The organism is Xaviernesmea oryzae (genome assembly GCF_900109605.1).
GTDB lineage: Bacteria > Pseudomonadota > Alphaproteobacteria > Rhizobiales > Rhizobiaceae > Xaviernesmea > Xaviernesmea oryzae.
This window is the reverse complement of the sequence record NZ_FOAM01000001.1, coordinates 397,971-420,063: the sequence shown is the minus strand read 5'-3', so window position 1 is coordinate 420,063 and position 22,093 is coordinate 397,971. Positions and strand designations below refer to the sequence as shown.

Here is a 22,093-nt window from a genome sequence, read left to right as displayed (position 1 = left end):
CATGGGCCGACATCCGCTCGCGGACCCAGTCACCATGGGCCATAAGCTTCCCACCACCAGGCGGGTGGCCCTGCTTGGCCGCGGCCAGAGAACCGGATGACCGATGCAGCATCATCATATTGTTGACGAACCGAGGCGAAACCCGGAAATGCCGAGCGGCTTCACGGTTGCTATGCCCTTCATTCACAAACGCAACGACACGCTCACGCAACTCGATCGGATGCGGCTTGCCCATGGTGCATCTCCTTCCATGGGCAAAGTGAATCACAGAGCAAGACAAACTGGAACCATGAATCAGGTTTACAGCGACACGCTTTAGGCCTTCTGCTTGGCGCGTTCGATGGCCTCGACGATCATCTGGCGGGCGAAATCGGAGTCCTTCCAGCCATAGATCTTGACCCACTTGCCGGGCTCGAGGTCCTTGTAGTGCTCGAAGAAATGCTCGATCTGCTGCAGCGTGATCTCCGGCAGGTCGGTATACTCGCGAACCTTGTCGTAACGCTTGGTCAGATGATAGTTCGGCACGGCAACGATCTTCTCGTCCTTGCCGGAATTGTCTTCCATCATCATGACGCCGATCGGGCGGACATTGATGACACAGCCGGGAACCAGCGGCCGGGTCGACGCGATCAGCACGTCGATCGGGTCGCCATCGTCCGACAGCGTATGCGGCACGAAGCCGTAATTGCCGGGATAGGTCATCGGCGTGTAGAGGAACCGATCGACGATCAGCGTACCGGCTTCCTTGTCCATTTCGTACTTGATCGGATGACCCCCAACCGGGACCTCAACGATTACGTTGATATCGTCTGGCGGGTTCTTGCCGATCTGAATGGCGTCGATGCGCATAAGGCCCCCTTAAGGTGACAAGTTGACTGGCGGTTGGATAGAGCGAAAGCAGGGGCGGTGCAATATGGCTCGGTGCTTCGTAAGCAGCGATGAAGGAAAAAACCGCCTGTTAAGATGAATCTCAAAATTCCGCTGGCAGAAAACGAGGCGTTTGGACGCCAGATCTGCCGGTTGCGCGCTTCTCCTGCGACGGATGACGTCGGGGAACGATGTACGCAAAGTAGAACATGCGTATAAACACGGATAGACGATCTGATGGAGCCTTCAGCACCGGACGAGTCAAGAAGATACGTCTAAATTAAAGATCGCTACGATCTGTGCCGTCTGGCTCGCAACCATGGTCAGGAAAAGCCTCCAGAGCATCGGCTAGGTTCAGTCCCAGACATAGCCGATCTTCTTCAGGTGCTTTTCACCGAAATCCTCCATGCCCTCGCAGACATCGCGACCACCGGCGGCACGGAAAAAGCGACTGGCGATATCGCTATCGTCGAGGCACCAAACGACAAGGCCGAAGCAACCGAGCGAGCGCAGAAGGTTGCGCGCTTCCCCAAAGAGGATGCGACCGAGGCCGAGGCCCTGATATTCCGGACGGAAATAGATCTCGTAGACTTCGCCTTCCTGCGGCAGGGAGCGGGCGCGGTTGAGGCCCATGGTGGCATAGCCCGCGATGACGCCCGCGACCTCCACCACCATCAGCGTTGCCGGTCCGCGCGTGGCTTTGCGCCACCAGGTCTCATTGCGCCGATCAACCATGCGGATCAGCGGGATATGCGGAATGAGACCGCCATAGGCCTGCAGCCATGAACTGCGATGCACGTCGGCAATCGCTGCGGCATCCTGAGGTTCCGCTGGCCTGACTTCAATCGAAAGTGTCTTCATGACGCCGTACTCACTGCTTTCGGACACGGAAAGAGTGTGCCGGCCAATCATCGCCGACGCAGGACGTCAGGTTAACGCAATTTTAACCAGAGCGGCAAGCGGCAAAACGGGCGACGCACAGCCGCCTCGACGGACGGAGACCCGTCTTCAAACAAGCAGAAGCGAAATAAGAGAATGGTGAACGAAGACCCACACAAACATTCCATGGGCCGGAACAAAATCTCGCCCGCCGCGTTTAGCCGATGTGAGACCGTGCGGATCGCCCGGCCCTTTGTTCGTTGATTTTGAGAACCCAGTGATCGTTTCGCTCATTGTTTGAGACTGAAGCTAGGCTCGAGAAAAGAATTAGGGCGGGGTGCCGGCAGGTCAAGATCTTACTCGCTGGACCCGGCTAAGCCTTCACGGCGCGGCGCCGGATCTCCTGAAACTCGACGACAGGACGCTTATTCCAGCGTGCCCGTTCATGGAGCAAGCCCGATGAAGACTCTTTCTGCAGACCGGCGCATGATCAAGATCGCCATGGCAGCCCCCTATCTGGAGAGGGAAGAAGAGCAGGAGCTGGCCCAGGCCTGGAAAGACAATCACGACCAAAACGCCCGCAACAAGATCGCCATGGCGCATATGCGCCTGGTGATCTCCATGGCGTCGAAATTCCGCCATTTCGGTCTTCCGATGAGCGATCTGGTTCAGGAAGGCCATATCGGCCTTCTGGAGGCTGCGGCCCGGTTCGAGCCGAGTCGTGACGTGCGGTTTTCCACCTATGCGACATGGTGGATCCGCGCTTCCATGCAGGATTATGTGCTGCGCAACTGGTCGATCGTACGTGGCGGCACGAGCTCGGCGCAGAAGGCGCTGTTCTTCAATCTGCGCCGCCTGCGCGCCAAGCTCGCCCAAGGCGACCGCCAGCTGACGGCGCGCGCCGTGCATGAGGAAATCGCCGCCGCGCTCGGCGTCAGCCTTGCCGATGTTCAGACGATGGATGCGCGCCTCTCAGGCAGCGACACCTCGCTTCAGGCACCGATTTCGTCCGGCGATGCCGACGGCGGCGAGCGCCTCGATCTTCTTGCCTGCGCCGCGCCCCTGCCGGACGAACAGGTTTCCGACATGATCGATCAGGAGCGTCGGCGCACCTGGCTCGGCCATGCGCTGAAGCAGCTGAACGAGCGCGAAATGAAGATCATCCGCGCCCGCCGTCTGTCCGACGACAGCGCAACGCTGGAGGAGCTGGGCGTCGATCTCGGCATTTCCAAGGAGCGTGTGCGCCAGATCGAAACGCGCGCCATGGAAAAGCTGAAGGCCGCTCTTGTGGCTCAGGCGCCGATGACCGCGCTGACTTCGATGTAATCGGCCTTTCGGCCTTCGCACAAGTTTCACGAAAAGGTCGCCGCGGCGGCCTTTTTTGCGTGATCTGAACGGTGAACAAGGCAGCCGATCGCGCTTCCCTCGTCCGTCACGCGGCGGAGAAAACTTGGCTGGATGCCGGCAAATATGGCTTTTGTCCGAAGCGGGGAACTGAAAAACCTTGTCGGAACACGCGGCTCATGGTCTAATTCCCAACTTGGAAGCGTACCGCATATTCGTGAACGTTGGTTAAACGATCGCCCTGACAGCCCGGCCTATGATCGGCATGGAGGTGAAATATGACGGTTCATGACTTGTCCCTGCCGATGGAAAAGGGGATCGACGGCCGCCTGAAGCTTGCCGTTATCGGACGCGGCTTTTCCGGCATGATGATGGCGATCGCACTGCTGCGCACGCTGTCGCAGCCTTTTCAGCTCTGCCTGTTCGACCCGCAGCCGACTGTCAGTGGCGGTCAGGCGCTGGCAACAGCGCGCTCCACCGAGATTCTCAACAGCCGCGCCCGCGATCTTTCCGTATCGATCGGCGATCCCAAGGATTTCACGCGCTGGCTGCAGGCCAATGCCGAGTTCCGAGACGCGGTTTCGGCTGCCATTCCCGGTTTCGGCCAGATCTTCGTCCCGAAATCCACCTTCAGCGACTATGTCTACCAGCGCTTTTCGGAGGCCCTGTCGCAGCGCACCGATGTGTCGGTGCGCATGTCCAATGACGATGTCGCCGGGCTGGAGCGGGCGGAAGCGGGCTTCATCCTGCGCTTCGACGATGGGCGTTGCGAAGCCTTCGATGAGGTGATGCTGGCGACCGGTTATGGCATTGCCGGGCCGAAAAACCCTGGCGGCTTTGCCAATCGTCTGGCCGAGCAACCGTCCGAGAACTGCCGGCACATCGTCGTCATGGGCAGCGGCCTGCGCGCTGTCGATCAGGTACTGCAGCTGCGCGATGGCGGCTTTGCCGGCCGGATCACGCTGCTGTCGCGCCGAGGCTTTCTGCCCCAGCCGCATACGCGCCTTCCGGCCGATGCCACTTTCCCGACGCAGCCCATGCCCTCGTCTCTGCGCGAGATCCTGCGCTATGTCCGCCAGGCTTGCGCGGAAGCCGAGGAGAATGGCTGGAGCTGGCAGGCGGCCATGAATGGTTTGCGCAAGCGCGCTCGCGCGCTCTGGTCGTCGCTTCCGCCAAGCGAGAAGCGGCAGTTCAACCGGCATCTGCGTGCCATTTACGACGCGCATCGCAACCGTCTTCCCGCCGATGTCCATGCCCGGCTGGAGCGCGAGCTTGGCGGCGGATCGACAGTGCTCTTAAAGGCGACGGCGCTGATGCGCGTGCCCGGCGGGCTGAAGCTGAAACGTGCGGATCAGGCAGAAGCCGAGATTTTCCCGGCTGACGAGGTAATCGACTGCCGCTGCCTCGCACCCGACCTCAGCGCGCCCCTGATCTCCGGCTTGCTTGCATCCGGCCTTGCCGTGCCGGACGAACTGGCGCTGGGACTTTCGGTCAATCCGGCTGGCGAGCTGTTGGACGATGTGGGCCGGTCCCAAGGCCTCTTCGCCATTGGCCCGCTCGGTCTCGGCTCCTTGCCCGATATCGATCTCGTGCCGGAAATCGTCAACCAGACCTATGCCGCCGCCGAACGCCTGGAACACCGTACACGGCCGCAGCGTCGGGCAGGCTGAGTAGTGCCACCGCTGCCATTGTCTTGATTTCGCGGTGTGAGCGATCAGAGCCGCAGGTCCTATGAGACGCCCGAGAGCCTGCCGTTCGACGTTGCCAGGCGGCTTCCTTGCGGAGGTGCTGCGCCAAGCCGCCATTGACAAGTCTGCGCGCTCTTACAAGACTGCTGCGGAGCGTCCGGCCCTCCATGGAGAGCGGCGGGTTGCGGTCGCATGCTTCTGAAGCCTGAGCGCGATCCCCGAACATCGACAGTGACACGCGCCTGCAGCACCCCTAGAGCATCGTACCGAAAAGTGGGAACCGGCTTTCGGAATAATCCGATGCGAAAACAAAAATCTAGAGTGTAACACCGCGTATGGTTTTCAGTCCGACGCTCTAGGATGCTAGGTTCGCACGATATGGCGCATGAGCACGGCGAAGATGTGGAGGAGCGCGCCGCTTGAGAGACGGCTGGCGATGCTCGACAAAATGCTGCGATAAGAAAAGTAAGCGCCGGCCAGCCAATTCTTGATTCGTGGCCCGTGCGCGGTCGGTCGATCAAGGCGGCAGAAGCCTGACTCGTGCCGGCGGACAGACGATCTTGAGGGAGGATCACCGCCATGTCGCCACGCACCGCCGCTGTGCCGTCTTCACGCCTGCGCGCTATCGCATCGGGAGCCAGCCGGTCCCGCTTCCTGCAGGCGATTTTCTGCGTGATGCTGGCGCAGCTTTTGTCTCTGGCGCTGCTCACACAGGCTGGCGCTGCTGATGCAACCCGGCAGCCTGTCCTCACGGAAAATGCGGATTATTTCGGCTTCGATCTGCGCACCGAGCAGAATGTGACGCTGAAGGCCTGCGGCGATCTTTGCGCCGGCGACAAGGCCTGCCGCGCCTTTACCTATAATCCCAAAGCGAAATGGTGCTTCCTCAAGTCGGACTACGACACGCTCAACCCCTTCCCTGGCACCACCGCCGGGCGGATGGTGGATGCGCGCCAGAAGGAGCCCGATCTTGGCGCGCCGCCCGCCCTGCCCTTTCTCGATTCCGCCACGCTGGCGGAAGCGCGCCAGCTGAAGCATGCCGCCGCCCTGCCGGAGGAGCTGAAAGGCCAGGGCCTGAATGCGCTTGTTGCGGCCGCGCGCAAGCAGGCTGACGCAGGCAATCCGGTGGAAGCGCTGAAGCTGGCTGCCGGCGCCGTCGGGATCGATCCGCAGGATGGCGGGCTCTGGCTGCAGGCCGCTCGCTATGCCCTGCGCGTCACCGACAATGCGGACTTGCAGCGCCAAGGCCTGCTCTCCGCCATCAATGCCTATGATCTCTCGCGCACCACGCGGACCCGCGCGGCGGCGCTTGCGGGGCTCGCCGAAAGCCTGAAGGCCACGGCCAGCCCGCGCCCGGCGCTCAGCGCCTACAAGGCAAGCCTTGCCTTGGCGGAGAGCAAGACCGTGCGCGCCGCTTTTGAAGCGCTACGGGCGACGGACGGGTTTCGTGTGGTGGAGCATACGATCGACTCCGACAGCGCCAGCCCCCGCGCCTGTGTCCAGGTCTCCGAACCGCTCACCAAGGCCTTCGACTATCAGCCCTATGTCCTCCTGAACGGCCAGACACCCCAGGCGCTGGAAGCCAAGGGCCAGCAGATCTGCGTGGAAGGGCTGGTCCATGGCGAGCGCTACAAGCTGACCCTGCGCAAAGGCCTGCCCTCCTCCGTCGACGAAGCCCTGCTCGCCGATGTCGATCTCGACCTTTACGTCCGCGACCGATCATCCCAACTGCGCTTCACCGGCGAGAATTTCGTGCTGCCGGCTGCCATGCGGCGCGGGCTTCCGCTGATCTCGGTCAACACGCCGAGCGCACGGCTGAAGCTATACCGCGTAGCCGAACGCAACATTGCCGGGCTGATGGCGAATTCGCAATTTCTGACCCAGCTCAGCAGCTATGCGGCCGACCGCATTCCCGAGGAGAGCGGCGAACTCGTCTGGCAAGGCACGGTCGAGATTGCAAGCGAGCTCAACAAGGAGGTGACGACCAGCATTCCCATCGACGAGGCTCTGCCGAAGCGCCAGCCAGGCGTCTATGTGCTGACCGCCGGCTCCACGGTCGGTGTCGACAATGAATGGGATGCCCGCGCCACGCAGTGGTTCGTCATTTCCGATATTGGCCTTTCGACCTTCACCGGCACGGATGGGCTGACGGTCTTTGCACGCGCGCTGTCCTCGGCCGCACCGATGCAAGAGGTGACGCTGCAGCTTCTCGCCCGCAACAATGAGGTTCTGGCAACGGCCAGGACCGATGCGTCGGGACGCGCGCGTTTCGATGCAGGGCTGGCGCGCGGCGCGGCGGGCCTGGCGCCGGCCGTCATCACGGCGACGACGAAGGATGGCGACTATGTCTTCCTCGACATGACCAAGGCCGGCTTCGACCTGTCCGATCGCGGCGTGACCGGGCGCCCGGCGCCCGGCGCTATCGATCTCTTCGCCTATACCGAGCGCGGCATCTACCGGGCCGGCGAAACCGTGCATGCGGCCGCGCTTGCCCGCAATGAACGGGCAGAGGCGCTGGACGGCCTGCCGCTCACTTTCGTCTTTCTACGGCCCGATGGCGTGGAAGACCGGCGCATCATCGCGCCAGCGCCAGCGCTCGGCGGCTATGCGGTCGATCTTGCCCTGCAGGACAATGCCATGCGCGGCCGCTGGACGATGCAGATCTTCACAGACCCCAAGGGCAAGCCCCTGAGCGAGCAGAGCTTCCTGGTCGATGATTTCGTACCGGATCGCATCACCTTCGATATGACCACCGACGCCAAGCGGCTGACGCCGGGCACACCGGCCGAGATCACGATCGACGGCCGCTTCCTTTATGGCGCGCCCGCCTCAGGTCTGGCCCTGGAAGGCGAGATACTGGTCAAGCCCGTCCGCAACGATCCGGATCATCCGGGCTATCAGTTTGGCCTGGCGGATGAAGAGGCCGGCGAAGATCTGCGCATTCCGCTGGAGGGTCTTCCGACGCTTGATGCGGATGGCAAGGCCCGCTTCCCCGTCGATCTCGGCGAACTGCCGTCCACCACCCGCCGGCTGGAGGCCCATATCGCCGTCCGCCTGCAGGAGAATGGCGGGCGTGCGGTGGAGCGCAACCTGGTCCTGCCGATTGCCGACCAACGCCCGCAAATCGGCATCAAGCCGGAGTTTTCAGGCGATCTGCAGGAAAACGCGACGGCCGGCTTCCAGGTCATCGCGCTTGATGCCGAAGGTCGGAAGGCTGCAAAGCCCGGCCTCTCTTGGAAGCTCATTGCCGTTGAGCGCCGGTATCAATGGTATCGGCAGGGCGCCTCCTGGGGCTATGAGCCGATCGTCTCCACCAAGCAGGTGGCCGACGGCCGGCTGGATGTGACGCCGGAAGGCGGACGCATCGCCTTGCCTGTCGGCTGGGGTCGGTACAGGCTTGAGGTGGAGGACAAGGCAGGCGGAACGGCCTCCAGCATCGAGTTCGACGCTGGCTTCTATGTCGCGGCCACCTCCACCGAAACGCCCGATGCGCTTGAAATCGCGCTCGACAAGCCGCTCTTCGCTCCCGGTGAAACGGCACGGCTGAAGATCTCGCCCCGCTTTGCCGGCAAGGCGCTGATCACGGTCGGATCGGAAAGTCTTGTGGCCACTTACGAGGCCGATGTCCCAGCCGAGGGAGCGGTGGTCGACATTCCCATCACGCAGGACTTCGGCGCCGGCGCCTATGTCACCGCCACGCTTTACCGCCCTGGGCAGGCGCAGGAGAGCCGCATGCCGATGCGCGCCATCGGCATCGCCTGGGCCGGGGTCGATCCCCAGAGCCGCAAGCTCGCCGTCCATCTCGACCTGCCGGAGAAGACCCGTCCGCGCCAGCCGCTTGCCATCCCGGTCTCGCTGACCGGGCTCAAGGCCGGTGAGGACGCCTATGTAATGGTCGCCGCCGTCGATGTCGGCATTCTCAACCTCACCCGCTACCCGACGCCTGACCCGGATGGCTGGTATTTCGGCCAGCGCCGGCTCGGCCTGGAACTGCGCGATCTCTACGGCAAGCTGATCGACGGCTCGCTTGGGGCCATGGGCCGGCTGCGCACCGGCGGCGATGGTGGCCAGATGGCGTTGTCGGGCAATCCGCCGACGGAAAAGCTGGTTGCCTTCTTCTCCGGCCCGGTCAAGCTCGACGAGAACGGCCGTGCCAACATTGTCTTCGACATTCCCCAGTTCAACGGCACCGCCCGTGTCATGGCTGTGGCTTGGACCCGCACCGGCGTCGGCCATATCGAGAAGGATGTGGTAATCCGCGATCCGCTCGTCGTGACCGCAAGCCTGCCGCGCGTGCTCGCGCCCGGCGACCAGTCGGAACTACGCCTGGATCTGGCCAATACCGATGGCGCGGCGGCGCAGGTTCGCCTGGATGTCGCAACCAATGACGTGATCAAGGTCGGAACGGACCGGTTGGCAGCGGCCTTGCCGGTTCGCGAAAACGGTCGCGTCGACGTTACGCTGCCGCTCTCGGGCCTGTCGATCGGCGACGGCCGGATCACCATCGCCGCCTCGCTTGCCGATGGCACACGGCTGGAGCAGGTCGTCACCCTGCCGGTGCGCGGGACGACCATGCCGCTTACCACCCATCTTCCCGTCATTTTGAAGCCCGGCGAGAGCCTGACCGTCGATTCCGGCCTGCTGGCCGAAAGCCGACTGGATGGCGCCTCCGTCAGCCTCAGCGTCGCCCGCAGCGCCGCCTTCGATATTCCAGCACTCTTGATGATGCTTGATCGCTACCCTTATGGCTGCGCCGAGCAGACGACCAGCCGCGCCTTGCCGCTTCTCTATCTGAGCGAGCTTCTCGGCCGTGCCGGCCTGCCGGCTGATCCCCAAGCGGACGAACGGGTGAAAACGGCGATCGAGCGTGTGCTGGCCTTCCAGTCTTCGGCCGGCAGTTTCGGCCTGTGGAGCCCCGGCTCCGGCGATCTCTGGCTCGACGCCTATATCAGTGATTTCCTGACGCGGGCGCGCGAGAAGGATCTCACCGTGCCGGAAACGGCGCTGCGCCTGGCTCTCGACAATCTGCAGAACGCGCTGGCCTATGACAGCGAGATCGGCACACGTGGCAATGAGGTGGCCTATGCGCTTTATGTGCTGGCGCGAAACCGGAAGGCCTCGATCTCGGACCTGCGCTACTATGCCGACACCAAGCTGGCCGACTTCAAGACGCCGCTTGCCAGGGCGCATCTGGCGGCTGCCCTTTCGCTTTATGGCGATCAGGCGCGCGCCGAGAGCCTGTTCATCGATGCGCAGGCCGCGGCCACATCTACCGACATACCGGATCTCGATCGCTCTGATTACGGTTCGGCGCTACGGGACGACGCCGCCGTGCTGACGCTTGCCGCCGAAAGCCGGCCTGTGTCGAAAATCCTGCCGGCCATGGTTGCGGAGGTGGAAAAGCAGGCATCCGCCAAGACCCTGATGAGCACGCAGGAGCAGATGTGGCTGTTGATGGCTGCTCGCGCCGTGGAGAAGGGCGATAGCGGGATTCGCCTCGCGGTGAATGGCGCGGCGGAGGAAGGCAGCTTCGCCGCCCGCAAGAGCGGGGAAGAGATCGCCGCCCAGCCGGTGACGATCGCCAACAAGGGCACGGACCCCGTTACCGCCACGGTGACCACGCTGGCAGCCCCCGCCTTTCCCTTGCCTGCAGGCGGCAACGGCTTCTCGATCAGCCGTGCTTATTACCGGATGGATGGAACGGAAGCCAATATTGCCGATGTCAGGCAGAATGAGCGCTTCGTCGTGGTGCTGACGGTCGACCAGGACAATGGCTGGCCAGCGCGGGTGATCCTCACGGACCTTCTGCCCGGCGGCTTCGAGATCGACAATCCCAGCCTTGTGGACAGCGCCAAGCTGGCGAATTTCGACTGGATCGGCGCGGTCGAGCCGGCGCATACGGAGTTTCGCAACGACCGCTTCGTCGCCGCCTTCGACCGGACAGCGGGTGAAGCGGGCAGCTATTCGGTCGCCTATGTCGTTCGCGCGGTCACGCCAGGCACCTATGAGCAGCCGGCGGCCTCGGTCGAGGATATGTACCGTCCGCAATTTTCCGCCCGCACATCCGGCGGCCGGATGACCGTGTCCTCCGCGCCGTGAGCGGCGATAGCAGGGGCGCGGCGCTGGTAAATAAAAGCCGGCCGCAAGCCAGCGCAGGCCGGCTGAAAAGGCTTGCCTGGGCGGCCTGCGGCCTTGTGGCGGCAGGCGCACTCTTGCTGATCGGTCTCAATGCGGCGGATCGCGCCTTTCCCCCGCCACTCGACGCCGCTCGCATCGTCTCTCCCGAAGTGCTCGACCGCGACGGGCGGCTGCTGCGCGCCTTTCCGACGCTCGAAGGCTACATGCGGCTGAAGACGAAGGCCGAGGAGATCGATCCGCAATTGACGCGCATGCTCGTGGCCTATGAGGACCAGCGCTTCTACACACATCACGGCATCGACCTGCAGGCTTTGGCCCGCGCCGCCGGGCAGCTTGTGACACAAGGACACATTGTCTCCGGCGCCTCGACGCTTTCCATGCAGCTTGCCCGGCTGATCGAGCCGCGCACGGAACGCTCGCTCCCCGCCAAGCTGCGCCAGATCCTACGCGCCCTGCAGATCGAGCGGCGCTTGAGCAAGGCCGAAATCCTCGATCTCTATCTGACCCGTGCGCCTTACGGTGGAAATCTCGAAGGCGTGCGGGCGGCAAGCCTCGCCTATTTCGGCAAGGAGCCGCGCCGGCTGACCACGGCGGAAGCAGCGCTCCTCGTGGCGCTGCCGCAACTGCCGGAGCGCCGCAGGCCCGACCGACACCCGCAAGCCGCAGAGGCCGCGCGGGCGCGGGTGCTCGCGCGCCTCGCCGTCTCGCGCCTTATCGGCCAGGGCGAAGCCGCGCGGGCGGAGCTTGAGCCGGTGCCGCGCGAACGGCGGGAGCTGCCCGCCCATGCCCCGCATGTGGCTGAAGCCGCGCGGCGCAAGGGGCCGCTGCCGGACCGCACGATGACAACGCTCGATCGAGACAAGCAAAGTGCTCTGGAAGCAGTGGCCGAGGCCGCCGCCGCGCGACTCGATCCGCAAGTGACCATCGCCATGATCCTGGCGGATGCCGAAACCGGCGCCATTCTGTCCGAAGTGGGCTCGGCCGATTTCACCGACAGGCGGCGGCGCGGCTTTGTCGACATGGTCCGGGTTCCGCGCTCGCCAGGCTCGACGCTGAAGCCCTTCATCTACGGGCTGGCGTTCGAGCAAGGGCTGATCGCGCAGGACACGATCATCGAGGACCGGCCAGCCGATTTTTTCGGCTATCGGCCGCGCAATTTCGACATGAGCTACCAGGGCGACGTCACCATCCGACAGGCGCTTCAGCTCTCGCTCAATGTACCGGCCGTGCGCCTGCTCGATGCTGTCGGACCGACGCGGCTGATCGTGCGCTTTCGCCGCGCCGGCGTGGAGGTGGCCTTGCCGCCAGGAGCGCCGCCCGGGCTTGCCATCGGCCTCGGCGGTCTCGGCATCAGCCTGCGCGATCTCGTGCAGCTCTATGCCGCGCTTGCCCGGCGCGGCGCGCCGGTGACGCTAGGCAATGGCGTCGATCGCCCGCCCCGGCTGGACGATGGCGAAGCGCTGATCGAGCCTGGCGCCGCCTGGCAGGTGACGGATATTCTATCCGGCGTGCAGCCACCCCAAGGCAGTGCCCGGCGCCTGCTCGCCTATAAAACCGGCACCAGCTACGGCTATCGCGATGCCTGGTCGATCGGCTTCGATGGGCGTTTTGTGCTCGGCGTCTGGGTGGGACGGGCAGACAATGGCGCGGTTCCGGCCATCAGCGGCTACGCCACCGCCGCACCCATTCTGTTCGAGGCCTTCGCCCGCTCGGGGCTTGCCAACATTCCCTTGCCCCGTGCCCCATCCGGCGCGCGCCGCCTCGGTCCGCAGGACCTGCCGGCCACCCTGCGCCGCTTTTCCGCCGATCAGCCGGGCCTTTCGGCAAGCGCGCGCCGCCCGGCCGATCCTGCGCCGCGCATCGTCTATCCGCCAGAGGGCGCGCGGGTGGAACTAAGCCCGGAGAACGACGGTGAAGGCCTGACGCTGAAGCTGCAGGGCGGCCGCGCGCCGTTCCGCTGGCTGGCCAATGGCCGGCCCTTGCCGGAGCCGAGCCTGCGCCGCACGAGCCAGTGGCAGCCGGACGGCCTTGGCTTTTCCACACTGACCGTGATCGACGCCGCCGGACGCGCGGCCAGCGTGCGGGTCTTCCTGCAAAAGGAAATGTCCACAAACAGTCCATGACGAGACAGCCGGTGATGGCGACGCAAAGGTGCAGGCGGCGCAGAGCCGAGCATGCGGCCCTGCACTGCACCATGTCGAGACGACGAGAGGGTCAGGTCAGGAGGTTTCGTCGAGCGCAAGAAGAGTGCGTCTCAACAGCTCTTCCTCCTCATGGACGCCATGCCGATAGAGCGTTAGAACCAGGGCAGCGACGGGATTCTTGGCATCACTGGCGATCCCCCGGGCATCGCGAGCCCGATCATAGACCCGCTGACAGAGATCGACATGTTCAGGAAGCATCGGTTCATTACGCCACGGCATGTCTCGGTCTCCGCCGAAAGATCGCAGATATCCACATCTGCTTAACAAGGGGATGGCACATCATGTTCCATGAGGATCTGTGGATATCGGCCCTGTCCTTCCAGAAAATCTCCAGATTCTTTGAGTAGATCTACCAAAGTCGAAGCAACCTAGAGGATGCAAACTCCCTGACGGACAGGTAGGCAAGCTTATGTCATACATCTCTGGAGGCAAGACGCGGATTATAGCTAGAAATACAGCTTGGTTGCAATGAAGGAGTTTATTGGGGACGCTTGGATCCAAGACAGGCCGGATCGAAAGAGGAGCGCATGCGGGACATAGGCTGCAGAGCGAGTATGTGAGTTTTTAAAACACGTTGCTGCGGGATCGAGTAATTTTTGTCCGCAGGGATTTTCCCGCTCTTTCTTCCGGCTTAACCCATGCCTCAGGTGCAGGACCGCAGGCGGGCCTCAGCAAGGATTGCCGCGCAAATTCTCTGGGTAAAGGCATAAAAAAATAATATTTTCAATATTTTAAAGCACCCCATGCATCTGTCGAACACAGAGGGTGCCTTACCGCGACCATAGATCACACCGCTAAACTAAACTGTCCCCGTGTCTGCTGGCGAAAGCTGTCGAACAAGGCGGCGACGACGCGCACCAGCGGACGTCCTTGCGCGGTCATGCGCAGGCAGCGGCCGTCCAGCGTCACCAGCCCGTCCGAGATCATCGGGCGGAGCAGGGCAAGTTCGTCGGCAAAGGGCTCGCCCGGCGCGTGGCGATCGAGATCGACGGTGAAGTTGCACATCAGCGCTTCGATGATCCGTCCGCGCAAACGCTCCGCCTGTCCTATCCGGCAGCCGCGAATAGCCGGCAGCAATCCTTCCTGGGCAAGATGAACATAGCGGGTGGTGTCAGGCTCGTTTTGCACGAATCCATCGGCCAGGTGTGAGATGGCGGAGGCACCGAAGCCGATCAGCGCCGGGCAATCGTCGTCGGTGTAGCCTTGGAAATTGCGATGAAGCCGGCCATCCTCCTGGGCTTTCAAAAGAGGATCCCCCGGCAGTGCATAGTGGTCGATGCCGACGGTCTTGTAGCCAGCAGACGCCAGACAATCCGCCACGGTCGCGGCCTGGTCGATCCGCTCGTCGGGGCTTGGCAGGCTCACGGCGCTGATCCGCTTCTGGTTGGCACGGCGATGCGGCATATGGGCATAGCCATAGCAGGCAATTCGCTGTGGCCGCAGACGTGTGACGGTGGCGCAGCTGCGGGCGAGCGATTTGATCGTCTGCAGTGGCAGGCCATAGATCAGATCGACATTGATGGCCTGGATCCCGGCCGCGCGAAGCCCTGAAAAGGCGGCCTCCACCTGTTCGACCGGCTGGATACGGCCAATCGCGGCCTGGACCAGCGAGTCCGTGTCCTGCACCCCGAGGCTGACGCGGTTGATGCCGAGATCGGCCAGCGCCCCTGCAAGCGATGCATCGACGAGGCGAGGATCGAGTTCGATGGCATGCTCGGCCTCCGGCAGCACCTCGAAATAGCGTTCCAACACCGCGACGACGGAGGCGAGCCCCTCCGCGCCAAGGCTCGAAGGCGTGCCGCCGCCCCAATGAATCCGGCTGACCTTGAGCCGCCGGCGGGCGGCAGCGGCGACCGTCCCGATCTCGGCTTCCAGCGCCATGCGATAGGTGTCGATGACGCTGTCGCGGCGATAGGCTTTCGCATGGCAGCCGCAATAGTGACAAAGGTCACGGCAATAGGGCACATGAAGATAAAGGGAAACCGGCTCGGCCCCATCGAGCCGGCGCAGCCAGCGCTCCTGCTCGCCGGCCCCAACCGCCGCGGAAAACTCCGCAGCGGTGGGATAGGAGGTGTAGCGCGGCACGGGCAGCGCAGCATAGTGCTTCAAGCGGTCGGCCGTCAGGGTCATGTCCGAGCGCCCTTCTGCGATCCCTTGATCGCGGCACGCTGCAGGGCCTTGTCATCAGCTGTTTCCGGCAAGGCCGAGGCCAGATTGTCCTCGCGCATTTCGAACCACATAGCGTTGAGGATGGCGAAGGCGCAGGCAAGACCAAGCCCGAGGATCCAGGAAAAATACCACATCAGAAGCGCTCCTCAGTAAGCATTGGGGTTGCGGCCAATCGAGGCCGGCGTGACCGGGCCGCGCATGACACGGTAGACCCAGGTCGTGTAGGCCAGGATGAGCGGCAGGAAGATCACCGTGCTCACCAGCATGATGAACAGCGTCATATGGCTCGACGAGGCATCCCAGACCGTCAGACTGACCGAGGGGTTGAGGGAGGACGGCAGCAGGAAGGGGAAGAGCGACAGGCCGGCCGTGGCAATGATGCCGGTGATGGCGAGCGTGGTGCTGGCAAGCGCCAGCAGGCCGGCGCGGCCGATGGTCAGCGTCGCAAGGATCGAACCCCCAAGGCCGAGAACCGGTGCCGCAATCATCCATGGATGGGCGGCATAGTTGGACAGCCAGCCCCCATCAGCCAGCGTCACCGTCTTCGACAGCGGGTTGGAAGGTCCGAAGGCATCCTGCGCGCTGGTGACGACATAGCCTGGCAGCAGGAAAGCGACCCACAGCCCGGCCAGTGCGAAGAGCACGAAGGCTGCCATGGCGGCAAGCCGTCCATAGGTGGCCGCGCGTTCGGCCACGGCGCCTTCCGTGCGCAGCGCGATCACGGCCGCGCCGTGGGCCACCAGCATCGCCACGCTGATCAGGCCCGAAAGCAGGGCAAAGGGGCGCAGAAGGCCGAAGAAGCTGCCCGTGTAGAAGGGACGTAGCGTGCCGTCGAGACCGAAGGGCACGCCGAGCAGCACATTGCCGACGGCCACGCCGAAGATCAGCGCAGGCACGAAGCCGCCGATGAACAGTGCCCAGTCCCACACGGCCCGCCAGCGCGGATCGGCGATCTTGCCGCGAAACTTGAAGCCGACGGGCCTGAGAATCAGCGCCAGCAGGATGGTGATCATCGCCAGGTAGAACCCGGAGAAGGAGACGGCGTAGAGCGCTGGCCAGGCGGCGAAAATCGCCCCGCCGCCGAGGATAAGCCAGACCTGGTTGCCTTCCCAGGTCGGGCCGACGAGGTTGATCAGCGTGCGTCGCTCCTCATCCGTGCGGGCGGCAAAGGGCAGGAGCGCGCCGATGCCGAGATCGAAGCCGTCCATCACGGCAAAGCCGATCAGGAGAACACCGAGCAGAAGCCACCAGACGAGGCGGAGCGTTTCGTAATCGAGAGGAAGTTGGGTCATGATGAGACCTCCAGTCAGCGGGACGGATGCGCGGCGGCGGCGTCCGGAATCCGGCTGGACCCCTGGATGCCTTCGATGAGGGCATAGCTGGCCGGCCCGGCCTTGATGGTCTTGACCATCAGATAGACCATGACGGCGAGCAACGCGGTGTAGAGCGTGACGAAGAAGCCGAGACTGATCGCCAGATCGGTGACCGACAGGCTGGAGGCGGCATAGAAGGTCGGGAGAACCCCCTCGATCGCCCAGGGCTGACGGCCATATTCGGCGACGATCCATCCGCTTTCGATCGCGATCCACGGCACCGGCAGGCTGAAGAAGGCGACCTTTAGGAAGGCCGGCGTCTGGCGCAGACGATGCAGGGTGGACAGGATGAGCGCGAGCCCGAAGAAGCCGATCATGTAGAGGCCCATGGCCACCATGATGCGGAAGCTCCAGAACAACACGGCCACATCCGGCACGGTGTCGAGAGCGGCCTGGCGGATCTGCTCGGGCGTGGCGTTCTCAACGTCGTCGCGATAGCGCTTCAAGAGCAGGCCATAGCCGAGATCCTTCCAGTTGGCGGCAAAGGCTTCGCGCGCGGCCTGGTTCTTCGGGTCCGCCTTGATGGCGTCGAGATCGGCGGCGGCCTGCATGCCCGAGCGGATGCGGGTTTCGGCATGTTCGACGAGCGGGCGAATGCCAGGCACTTCGGTGTTGAGCGAGCGGGTGGTGATCAGGCCGAGAACCCAGGGGATCTTCACCTCAAAGGAATTGCCGTCCTTGCCGGGCAGCGCGAAGAGCGTGAGGCCTGCCGGCGCCGGCTCGGTTTCCCACATGGCTTCCATCGCCGCGATCTTCATTTTCTGATGCTCGGTCGCGACATAGCCGCTCTCGTCGCCCAGCACGACGACCGAGAGGGCCGAGGCCAGGCCAAAGCTGGCGGCCACCGCCATCGAGCGCTTGGCGAGATCTACATGCCGGCCGCGCAGGAGATAGAAGGCGCTGATGGCCATGACGAACATGGCGCCGGTGGTATAGCCGGCCGAGACGGTGTGGACGAACTTGGCCTGGGCAACCGGGTTGAAGATCACCTCGGCGAAATCGGCCACTTCCATGCGCATCGTGTCGGGATTGAAGCGGGCGCCGACGGGGTTCTGCATCCAGCCATTGGCCACCAGGATCCACAGCGCGGAGAAGTTTGCGCCGAAGGCCGTGAGCCAGGTGACAATCAGATGGCCGACCTTCGACAGCCGGTCCCAGCCGAAGAAGAACAGGCCGATAAACGTGGCTTCGAGAAAGAAGGCCATCAGCCCTTCGATCGCCAACGGTGCGCCGAAGACGTCGCCGACATAATGGCTGTAATAGCTCCAGTTCATGCCGAACTGGAATTCCATGACGATGCCGGTGGCCACACCCATGGCGAAATTAATGCCGAACAGCGTGCCCCAGAACAGCGTCATGCGCCGCCAGATCGACCGGCCGGTCATCACATAGACGCTTTCCATGATCGCCATCATGAAGGACAGGCCCAGCGTCAGGGGCACGAAGAGGAAGTGGTAAAGCGCGGTTGCAGCAAATTGCATCCGTGCGAGATCCACGACGGTGAAATCGATCATTGCGCGATTCCTATGGCTTGAGGCCGGCAGACGCCGGATCGCCGCAAGGCATAAGCGCGGCACCCGGCAGGGCGCATTGATTACGATCAATGCAGCCTGTCGAAGCTCTCGCGATAAGGGACACAAGATCGATGAGCCCTAAGCCAGCCCAAGGCGGAGACCTGCCATGTCCGCAATTCCTTCAGCCACCGAGCGAGCCGCCCGCCGCGTGGAGATGCGCCGCCTCGCACGCTCTGGCGGCTTTGCGCTGAAGGCCACCATCCTGCTGCCGCTGATGGCCGGCCTGCTGCTCGTCATCCAGGCCAGACTGCTGGCTGGCCTGCTGGATCAGGCAATTGCGCAGGATATTCCTCCAGCCGCGCTGCTGACATCCGTGCTCGGCCTTGGCGGGTTGATCCTGACGCGCGCAGCGCTCGGCCTTGCAGGCGAACACGCGGGCGTGTTCGCCGCGGAGCGGATCAAGGCCGCACTTCGGGCTTCGCTCTTTTCAGGCCTGCTGCGCAACGATGTGCGCCTGTCGCGGCAGGCCTCCGGCGCGCTTGCATCGGTTCTGGTGGATCAGGTGGATCAGCTCGACGGCTATTTCACCCGCTTTCTCCCGGCAACGATCCAGGCCGCCATGCTGCCTCTGGCCTTTGCCGTGGCGGTGGCGCAGGTGGATCTCTGGGTGGCGCTGCTCTTCCTCCTCACCGCGCCGCTGATCCCGATCTTCATGGCGCTGGTCGGCTGGGGCGCGGAAGCGGCGGCGCGCGATCAGGCGGAAGCGCTGTCGCGCCTCTCCGGCCATTTCGCCGACCGGCTTCGCGGCATTCTGACCCTCAAGCTTTTCGGCTGCGAGCTCAGCGAAACCGAGGCTGTCAAAGCTGCCGGCGAGGATCTGCGCCGCAGGACCCTGCGCGTTCTCAGGATTGCCTTTCTCTCATCCGCGGTCCTCGAATTCTTTGCCGCGCTGGGCGTTGCCGGTGTCGCGCTTTATGTGGGCCTCGGCTATCTCGGCTACCTCCCCGGCCACGCCGGCAGCCTGACCCTTGCGGAAGGGCTGTTCTGCCTGTTGATGGCGCCGGAGGTCTATCAGCCTTTGCGGCTGATGGCCGCGCATTATCACGACAAGAAAGCCGCCGAGAGCGCTCTGTCGGAAATCGCCATGCGGATAAAGGCCTCCGGCCTCGATGCCAGATCGGGCGAACGAATGATCACGGGCGAAACCTCTTCCACCCTGCACCCGGAGCGCATGATGACGCGGGAAGCGGTGGCAACCGGCGTGATGGATACGCCGGCGCTCCGGGAGGGCCTTGCGGACGGACGCGCATGTCCGCGGCAGGACAGCGGCCTTGAAATCGCGGCCTTCACTCTTTGGACGCCCGACCGCAGACGCCGCCTGCTTCAAGCCCCCGCCTGGTCGCTGAAGCCGGGCAGCCATGCCGCCCTGCTCGGCGAAAGCGGCATCGGCAAGACCAGCTTCCTGCAGGCGCTGGCCGGCCTACGGGCCTTCGAAGGGGAGCTGCGCCTGGGCGGCGTGCCGGTTGGCGGAATGGACCCCGCCTGCCTTCGCCGTCGGATAACCCTGCTCAACCAGCGCCCCTTCTTCCTCCCCGGCTCCGTGGCCGACAATCTGCGCTTTGCAGCGCCGGAGGCGAGCGAAGGCGCTCTTCTCGATGCGGCCGAAAAAAGCGGTCTGCTTGCCGATCTTGCTCGCCTGCCGCGTGGGCTGGACACAGCGGTCGGCCCCGGCGGCCATGGCCTTTCCGGCGGGCAGGCGCAGCGCCTGGCGCTGGCGCGGGTGTTCCTTACCGATCCCGCCGTGCTGCTGCTCGATGAGCCGACCGCCCATCTCGATGCCGAGACCGAACGGCGTGTGATGGACGCGCTGCTTGCTTTCGCCCGCGGCCGCAGCCTGCTGGTCGCCACGCATTCCCAGGCGGTGGCTGCGTGCCTTCCACGTGCTTGGCGCATCTGCGAAGGCGGGCTCTGGCCCAGCATTGCCTCTCTTCCGCTCGGCTTGGCCGCCAAGACGGAGACTGCCGCATGAACCTGCTCGTCCTTCTTGGACCCCTCTATCGCCAGCAGGCCGGTCGGCTGATGCTGGCGCTGATGCTCGGTCTCGTTACCCTGTTTGCCGGCGTCGCACTGCTTGGCATCTCCGGATGGTTCCTGACGGCAGCGGCGATGACGACGGCCGGCCTGGCTTTCAACCTTTTCGGCCCCTCCTCGCTCATTCGCGGCCTGTCGCTGCTGCGCATCCTCGCCCGCTATGGCGAGAAAGTCGCAGGACACGATGCGACGCTCGCTCTTCTGTCCACTCTGCGCAGCGCCGTCTTTACCCGGCTGTTTGCCCGCATTCCCCTGCGCCAGACCGCTAGCGCGACAGGTGCGCCGACAAGCCATGCAGACCTCATGAGCCGGCTAACCGCAGATATCGACCAGCTGGACAGTCTGTTCGTGATCGGCGTCAGCCCGCTGGTCAACGGCGCCTTCGCCGCGCTTCTGCTTGGAACGGTTCTGGCGCTGGCGTTGCCGACGGCGCTCCTGCCCGTGCTTGCCCTTCTCAGCCTCGGCATTTTCGGCGTGCCTCTGGCTCTGGTTCTTCTGGCGCGCGGGCCGGCGCGGCAGGTGGTACGACATGCGGCCACGATGCGGGGCATGGTGATCGAAGCCGTGGAGAGCGGTGACGATCTCAGGGCCTTTGACCAGACGATGCTGGCGCAACACCGTTTCGAGGCGCTGAACCTCACCTTGGCTAAAGGCCGCCGACGGCTTGCACGCACCGGTGCTTTCGCCGCCTTTGCCTTGCAGGCCCTGACGGCAGCTGCCCTCGTCTGTGTGCTTCTTAACGGCCTGGAGGCGCTGTCGTCCGATAGGCTTTCCGGTCCGGTTCTGGTCGGGCTGCTTCTGGCGACCATGGCGAGCTTCGAGGCGGTTAGCGCCATTCTGCGCGGGGTTGCGCGCTTCGGGCTGGCAGCGGCTTCGGCGGAGCGCCTCGCCGCTCTGCTGGAGACGCCATGCGCGATCGAGGCCGAAGCGCACCCGGTCATGCTCCCGCCGAGCCTCGACATCGAGCTGATCGATGTCAGCTTCGCTTACGCGCCGGACCGGCCAGCGCTTCAAGCGCTTAGCCTGAAGATCGCCCAGGGCGAAACGGTCGCGCTGACCGGCCCCTCCGGCAGCGGCAAGTCCACCCTGTTCCAGCTTCTCCTGCGGCTGCGGGATCCCGACAGCGGCACCGTCAGCCTGGGCGGCATCGACCTCACCTGGGCGGACCCCGAGGAGATCCATGCCACCGTCGCGCTGCTCGAGCAGGATGCGCCCGTTTTCATGGGCAGCATTCGCGACAATCTGTTGATCGGCAATCCGCACGCCGGCGACGGCGCGCTGTGGGAGATGCTGGATGCGGTGCAGCTTTCCGCCACCATCGCCGCCCTGCCGGACCGGCTGGATGCCTTTGTCGGCGAGACCGGCAGCACGCTGTCGGCGGGACAGGCGCGTCGGCTCTGCCTGGCGCGCACCCTTTTGTCTCGCGCCGAGATCCTGCTTCTGGACGAGCCGACCGCCAGCTTGGACCCGGCTCTGGAGGAGGCGATCCTGTTCGCCCTGCCACGTCTGGCACGCGGCCGCACGCTTATTGTCGCCACCCATGCACCGACGAGCCGTCTTCAGGGCTTCGACCGCCACCTGCGCCTGTCGGCAAAGGGCGGATTGGAGAGTGCCTAAGACCGGGCAGACAGCAATCTTCACCGTCTCGCAGCACAAACCACCGCAATGCAGCGTTTTCGCCTAGGAATCGCCCCAGACTATGCGATAGAGCGAAAACATGGCAGGACGGACATGCCCGCCCCATCTTTGAAGGTGGCGAGGCCGGACGAAATGGTCGGCAGAGGCCGATCAAGAATGGCCGCTGCCATGAAGAAGACGCGCGGTGC

Annotated in this window: 12 protein-coding genes and 2 pseudogenes; 6 read left to right on the top strand and 8 right to left on the bottom strand. The window is 64.1% G+C overall.

Annotation, left to right across the window (positions count from 1 at the left end; genetic code table 11):
• From BMX61_RS01740 to BMX61_RS01730, 3 genes and pseudogenes are all read right to left on the bottom strand, one after another.
• Positions 1-235 (bottom strand): annotated as a pseudogene (locus BMX61_RS01740) (IS630 family transposase); the annotation flags it as partial.
• Between the two features lie 80 nt (positions 236-315).
• Positions 316-849 (bottom strand): inorganic diphosphatase, encoded by a 534-nt coding sequence (ppa, locus tag BMX61_RS01735; protein ID WP_075627178.1) that lies wholly within the window; start codon positions 847-849, stop codon positions 316-318.
• Positions 850-1,221: 372 nt separating this feature from the next.
• A complete protein-coding gene (locus BMX61_RS01730) occupies positions 1,222-1,728 on the bottom strand; it encodes a GNAT family N-acetyltransferase (RefSeq protein WP_075627179.1) in 507 nt (168 codons plus the stop codon).
• Between the two features lie 477 nt (positions 1,729-2,205).
• Between BMX61_RS01730 and BMX61_RS01725 the strand changes: the two genes are divergently transcribed.
• The 4 genes from BMX61_RS01725 (at position 2,206) to pbpC (ending at position 13,039) form a co-directional block, all read left to right on the top strand.
• A complete protein-coding gene (locus tag BMX61_RS01725; protein WP_075627180.1) occupies positions 2,206-3,072 on the top strand; it encodes an RNA polymerase factor sigma-32 in 867 nt (288 codons plus the stop codon).
• A 296-nt stretch (positions 3,073-3,368) separates the two neighbouring features.
• Positions 3,369-4,760: an FAD/NAD(P)-binding protein gene (locus BMX61_RS01720; RefSeq protein WP_075627181.1), complete on the top strand. Its 1,392-nt coding sequence runs from the start codon at positions 3,369-3,371 to the stop codon at positions 4,758-4,760.
• A 693-nt stretch (positions 4,761-5,453) separates the two neighbouring features.
• Positions 5,454-10,877, top strand: coding sequence for an alpha-2-macroglobulin family protein (locus tag BMX61_RS01715; RefSeq protein ID WP_075627471.1), 5,424 nt, complete (start codon positions 5,454-5,456; stop codon positions 10,875-10,877).
• Between the two features lie 62 nt (positions 10,878-10,939).
• Positions 10,940-13,039 (top strand): penicillin-binding protein 1C, encoded by a 2,100-nt coding sequence (gene pbpC, locus BMX61_RS01710; RefSeq protein WP_075627472.1) that lies wholly within the window; start codon positions 10,940-10,942, stop codon positions 13,037-13,039.
• A gap of 96 nt (positions 13,040-13,135) precedes the next feature.
• Here pbpC and BMX61_RS01705 read toward each other — a convergent pair whose 3' ends face one another.
• The 5 genes and pseudogenes from BMX61_RS01705 to BMX61_RS01685 all read right to left on the bottom strand — a co-directional run bounded on the left by BMX61_RS01705 (position 13,136) and on the right by BMX61_RS01685 (position 18,173).
• Positions 13,136-13,318 (bottom strand): hypothetical protein, encoded by a 183-nt coding sequence (locus BMX61_RS01705; RefSeq protein WP_075627182.1) that lies wholly within the window; start codon positions 13,316-13,318, stop codon positions 13,136-13,138.
• A 588-nt stretch (positions 13,319-13,906) separates the two neighbouring features.
• The gene (hemN, locus tag BMX61_RS01700; RefSeq protein ID WP_092742227.1) at positions 13,907-15,244 is read right to left on the bottom strand and encodes an oxygen-independent coproporphyrinogen III oxidase; all 1,338 of its coding nucleotides are present in this window, start codon (positions 15,242-15,244) and stop codon (positions 13,907-13,909) included.
• 92 nt (positions 15,245-15,336) lie between these two features.
• Positions 15,337-15,423: pseudogene (gene cydX, locus BMX61_RS24955) on the bottom strand (cytochrome bd-I oxidase subunit CydX); the annotation flags it as partial.
• 12 nt (positions 15,424-15,435) lie between these two features.
• Positions 15,436-16,581: a cytochrome d ubiquinol oxidase subunit II gene (gene cydB, locus BMX61_RS01690; protein ID WP_075627185.1), complete on the bottom strand. Its 1,146-nt coding sequence runs from the start codon at positions 16,579-16,581 to the stop codon at positions 15,436-15,438.
• Positions 16,582-16,595: 14 nt separating this feature from the next.
• The gene (locus BMX61_RS01685) at positions 16,596-18,173 is read right to left on the bottom strand and encodes a cytochrome ubiquinol oxidase subunit I (protein ID WP_407703729.1); all 1,578 of its coding nucleotides are present in this window, start codon (positions 18,171-18,173) and stop codon (positions 16,596-16,598) included.
• Positions 18,174-18,342: 169 nt separating this feature from the next.
• Here BMX61_RS01685 and cydD point away from each other — a divergent pair, with 169 nt between their 5' ends.
• Together cydD and cydC are read left to right on the top strand one after the other, a co-directional pair.
• On the top strand, positions 18,343-20,205 hold the full coding sequence (cydD, locus tag BMX61_RS01680; RefSeq protein WP_083639387.1) for a thiol reductant ABC exporter subunit CydD: 1,863 nt from the start codon (positions 18,343-18,345) through the stop codon (positions 20,203-20,205).
• Positions 20,202-21,884, top strand: a complete 1,683-nt coding sequence (gene cydC / locus BMX61_RS01675) for a thiol reductant ABC exporter subunit CydC (RefSeq protein WP_075627187.1) — start codon at positions 20,202-20,204, stop codon at positions 21,882-21,884. Before cydD ends, cydC begins: the two co-directional genes overlap by 4 nt.
• Positions 21,885-22,093: the final 209 nt, after the last annotated feature.

Coding starts and splice junctions, on each gene's coding strand:
- ppa (WP_075627178.1), bottom strand. CDS start 849: ATGCGCATCGACGCCATTCAGATCGGCAAGAACCCGCCAGACGATATC.
- BMX61_RS01730 (WP_075627179.1), bottom strand. CDS start 1,728: ATGAAGACACTTTCGATTGAAGTCAGGCCAGCGGAACCTCAGGATGCC.
- BMX61_RS01725 (WP_075627180.1), top strand. CDS start 2,206: ATGAAGACTCTTTCTGCAGACCGGCGCATGATCAAGATCGCCATGGCA.
- BMX61_RS01720 (WP_075627181.1), top strand. CDS start 3,369: ATGACGGTTCATGACTTGTCCCTGCCGATGGAAAAGGGGATCGACGGC.
- BMX61_RS01715 (WP_075627471.1), top strand. CDS start 5,454: ATGCTGGCGCAGCTTTTGTCTCTGGCGCTGCTCACACAGGCTGGCGCT.
- BMX61_RS01705 (WP_075627182.1), bottom strand. CDS start 13,318: ATGCTTCCTGAACATGTCGATCTCTGTCAGCGGGTCTATGATCGGGCT.
- cydB (WP_075627185.1), bottom strand. CDS start 16,581: ATGACCCAACTTCCTCTCGATTACGAAACGCTCCGCCTCGTCTGGTGG.
- cydD (WP_083639387.1), top strand. CDS start 18,343: ATGTCCGCAATTCCTTCAGCCACCGAGCGAGCCGCCCGCCGCGTGGAG.
- cydC (WP_075627187.1), top strand. CDS start 20,202: ATGAACCTGCTCGTCCTTCTTGGACCCCTCTATCGCCAGCAGGCCGGT.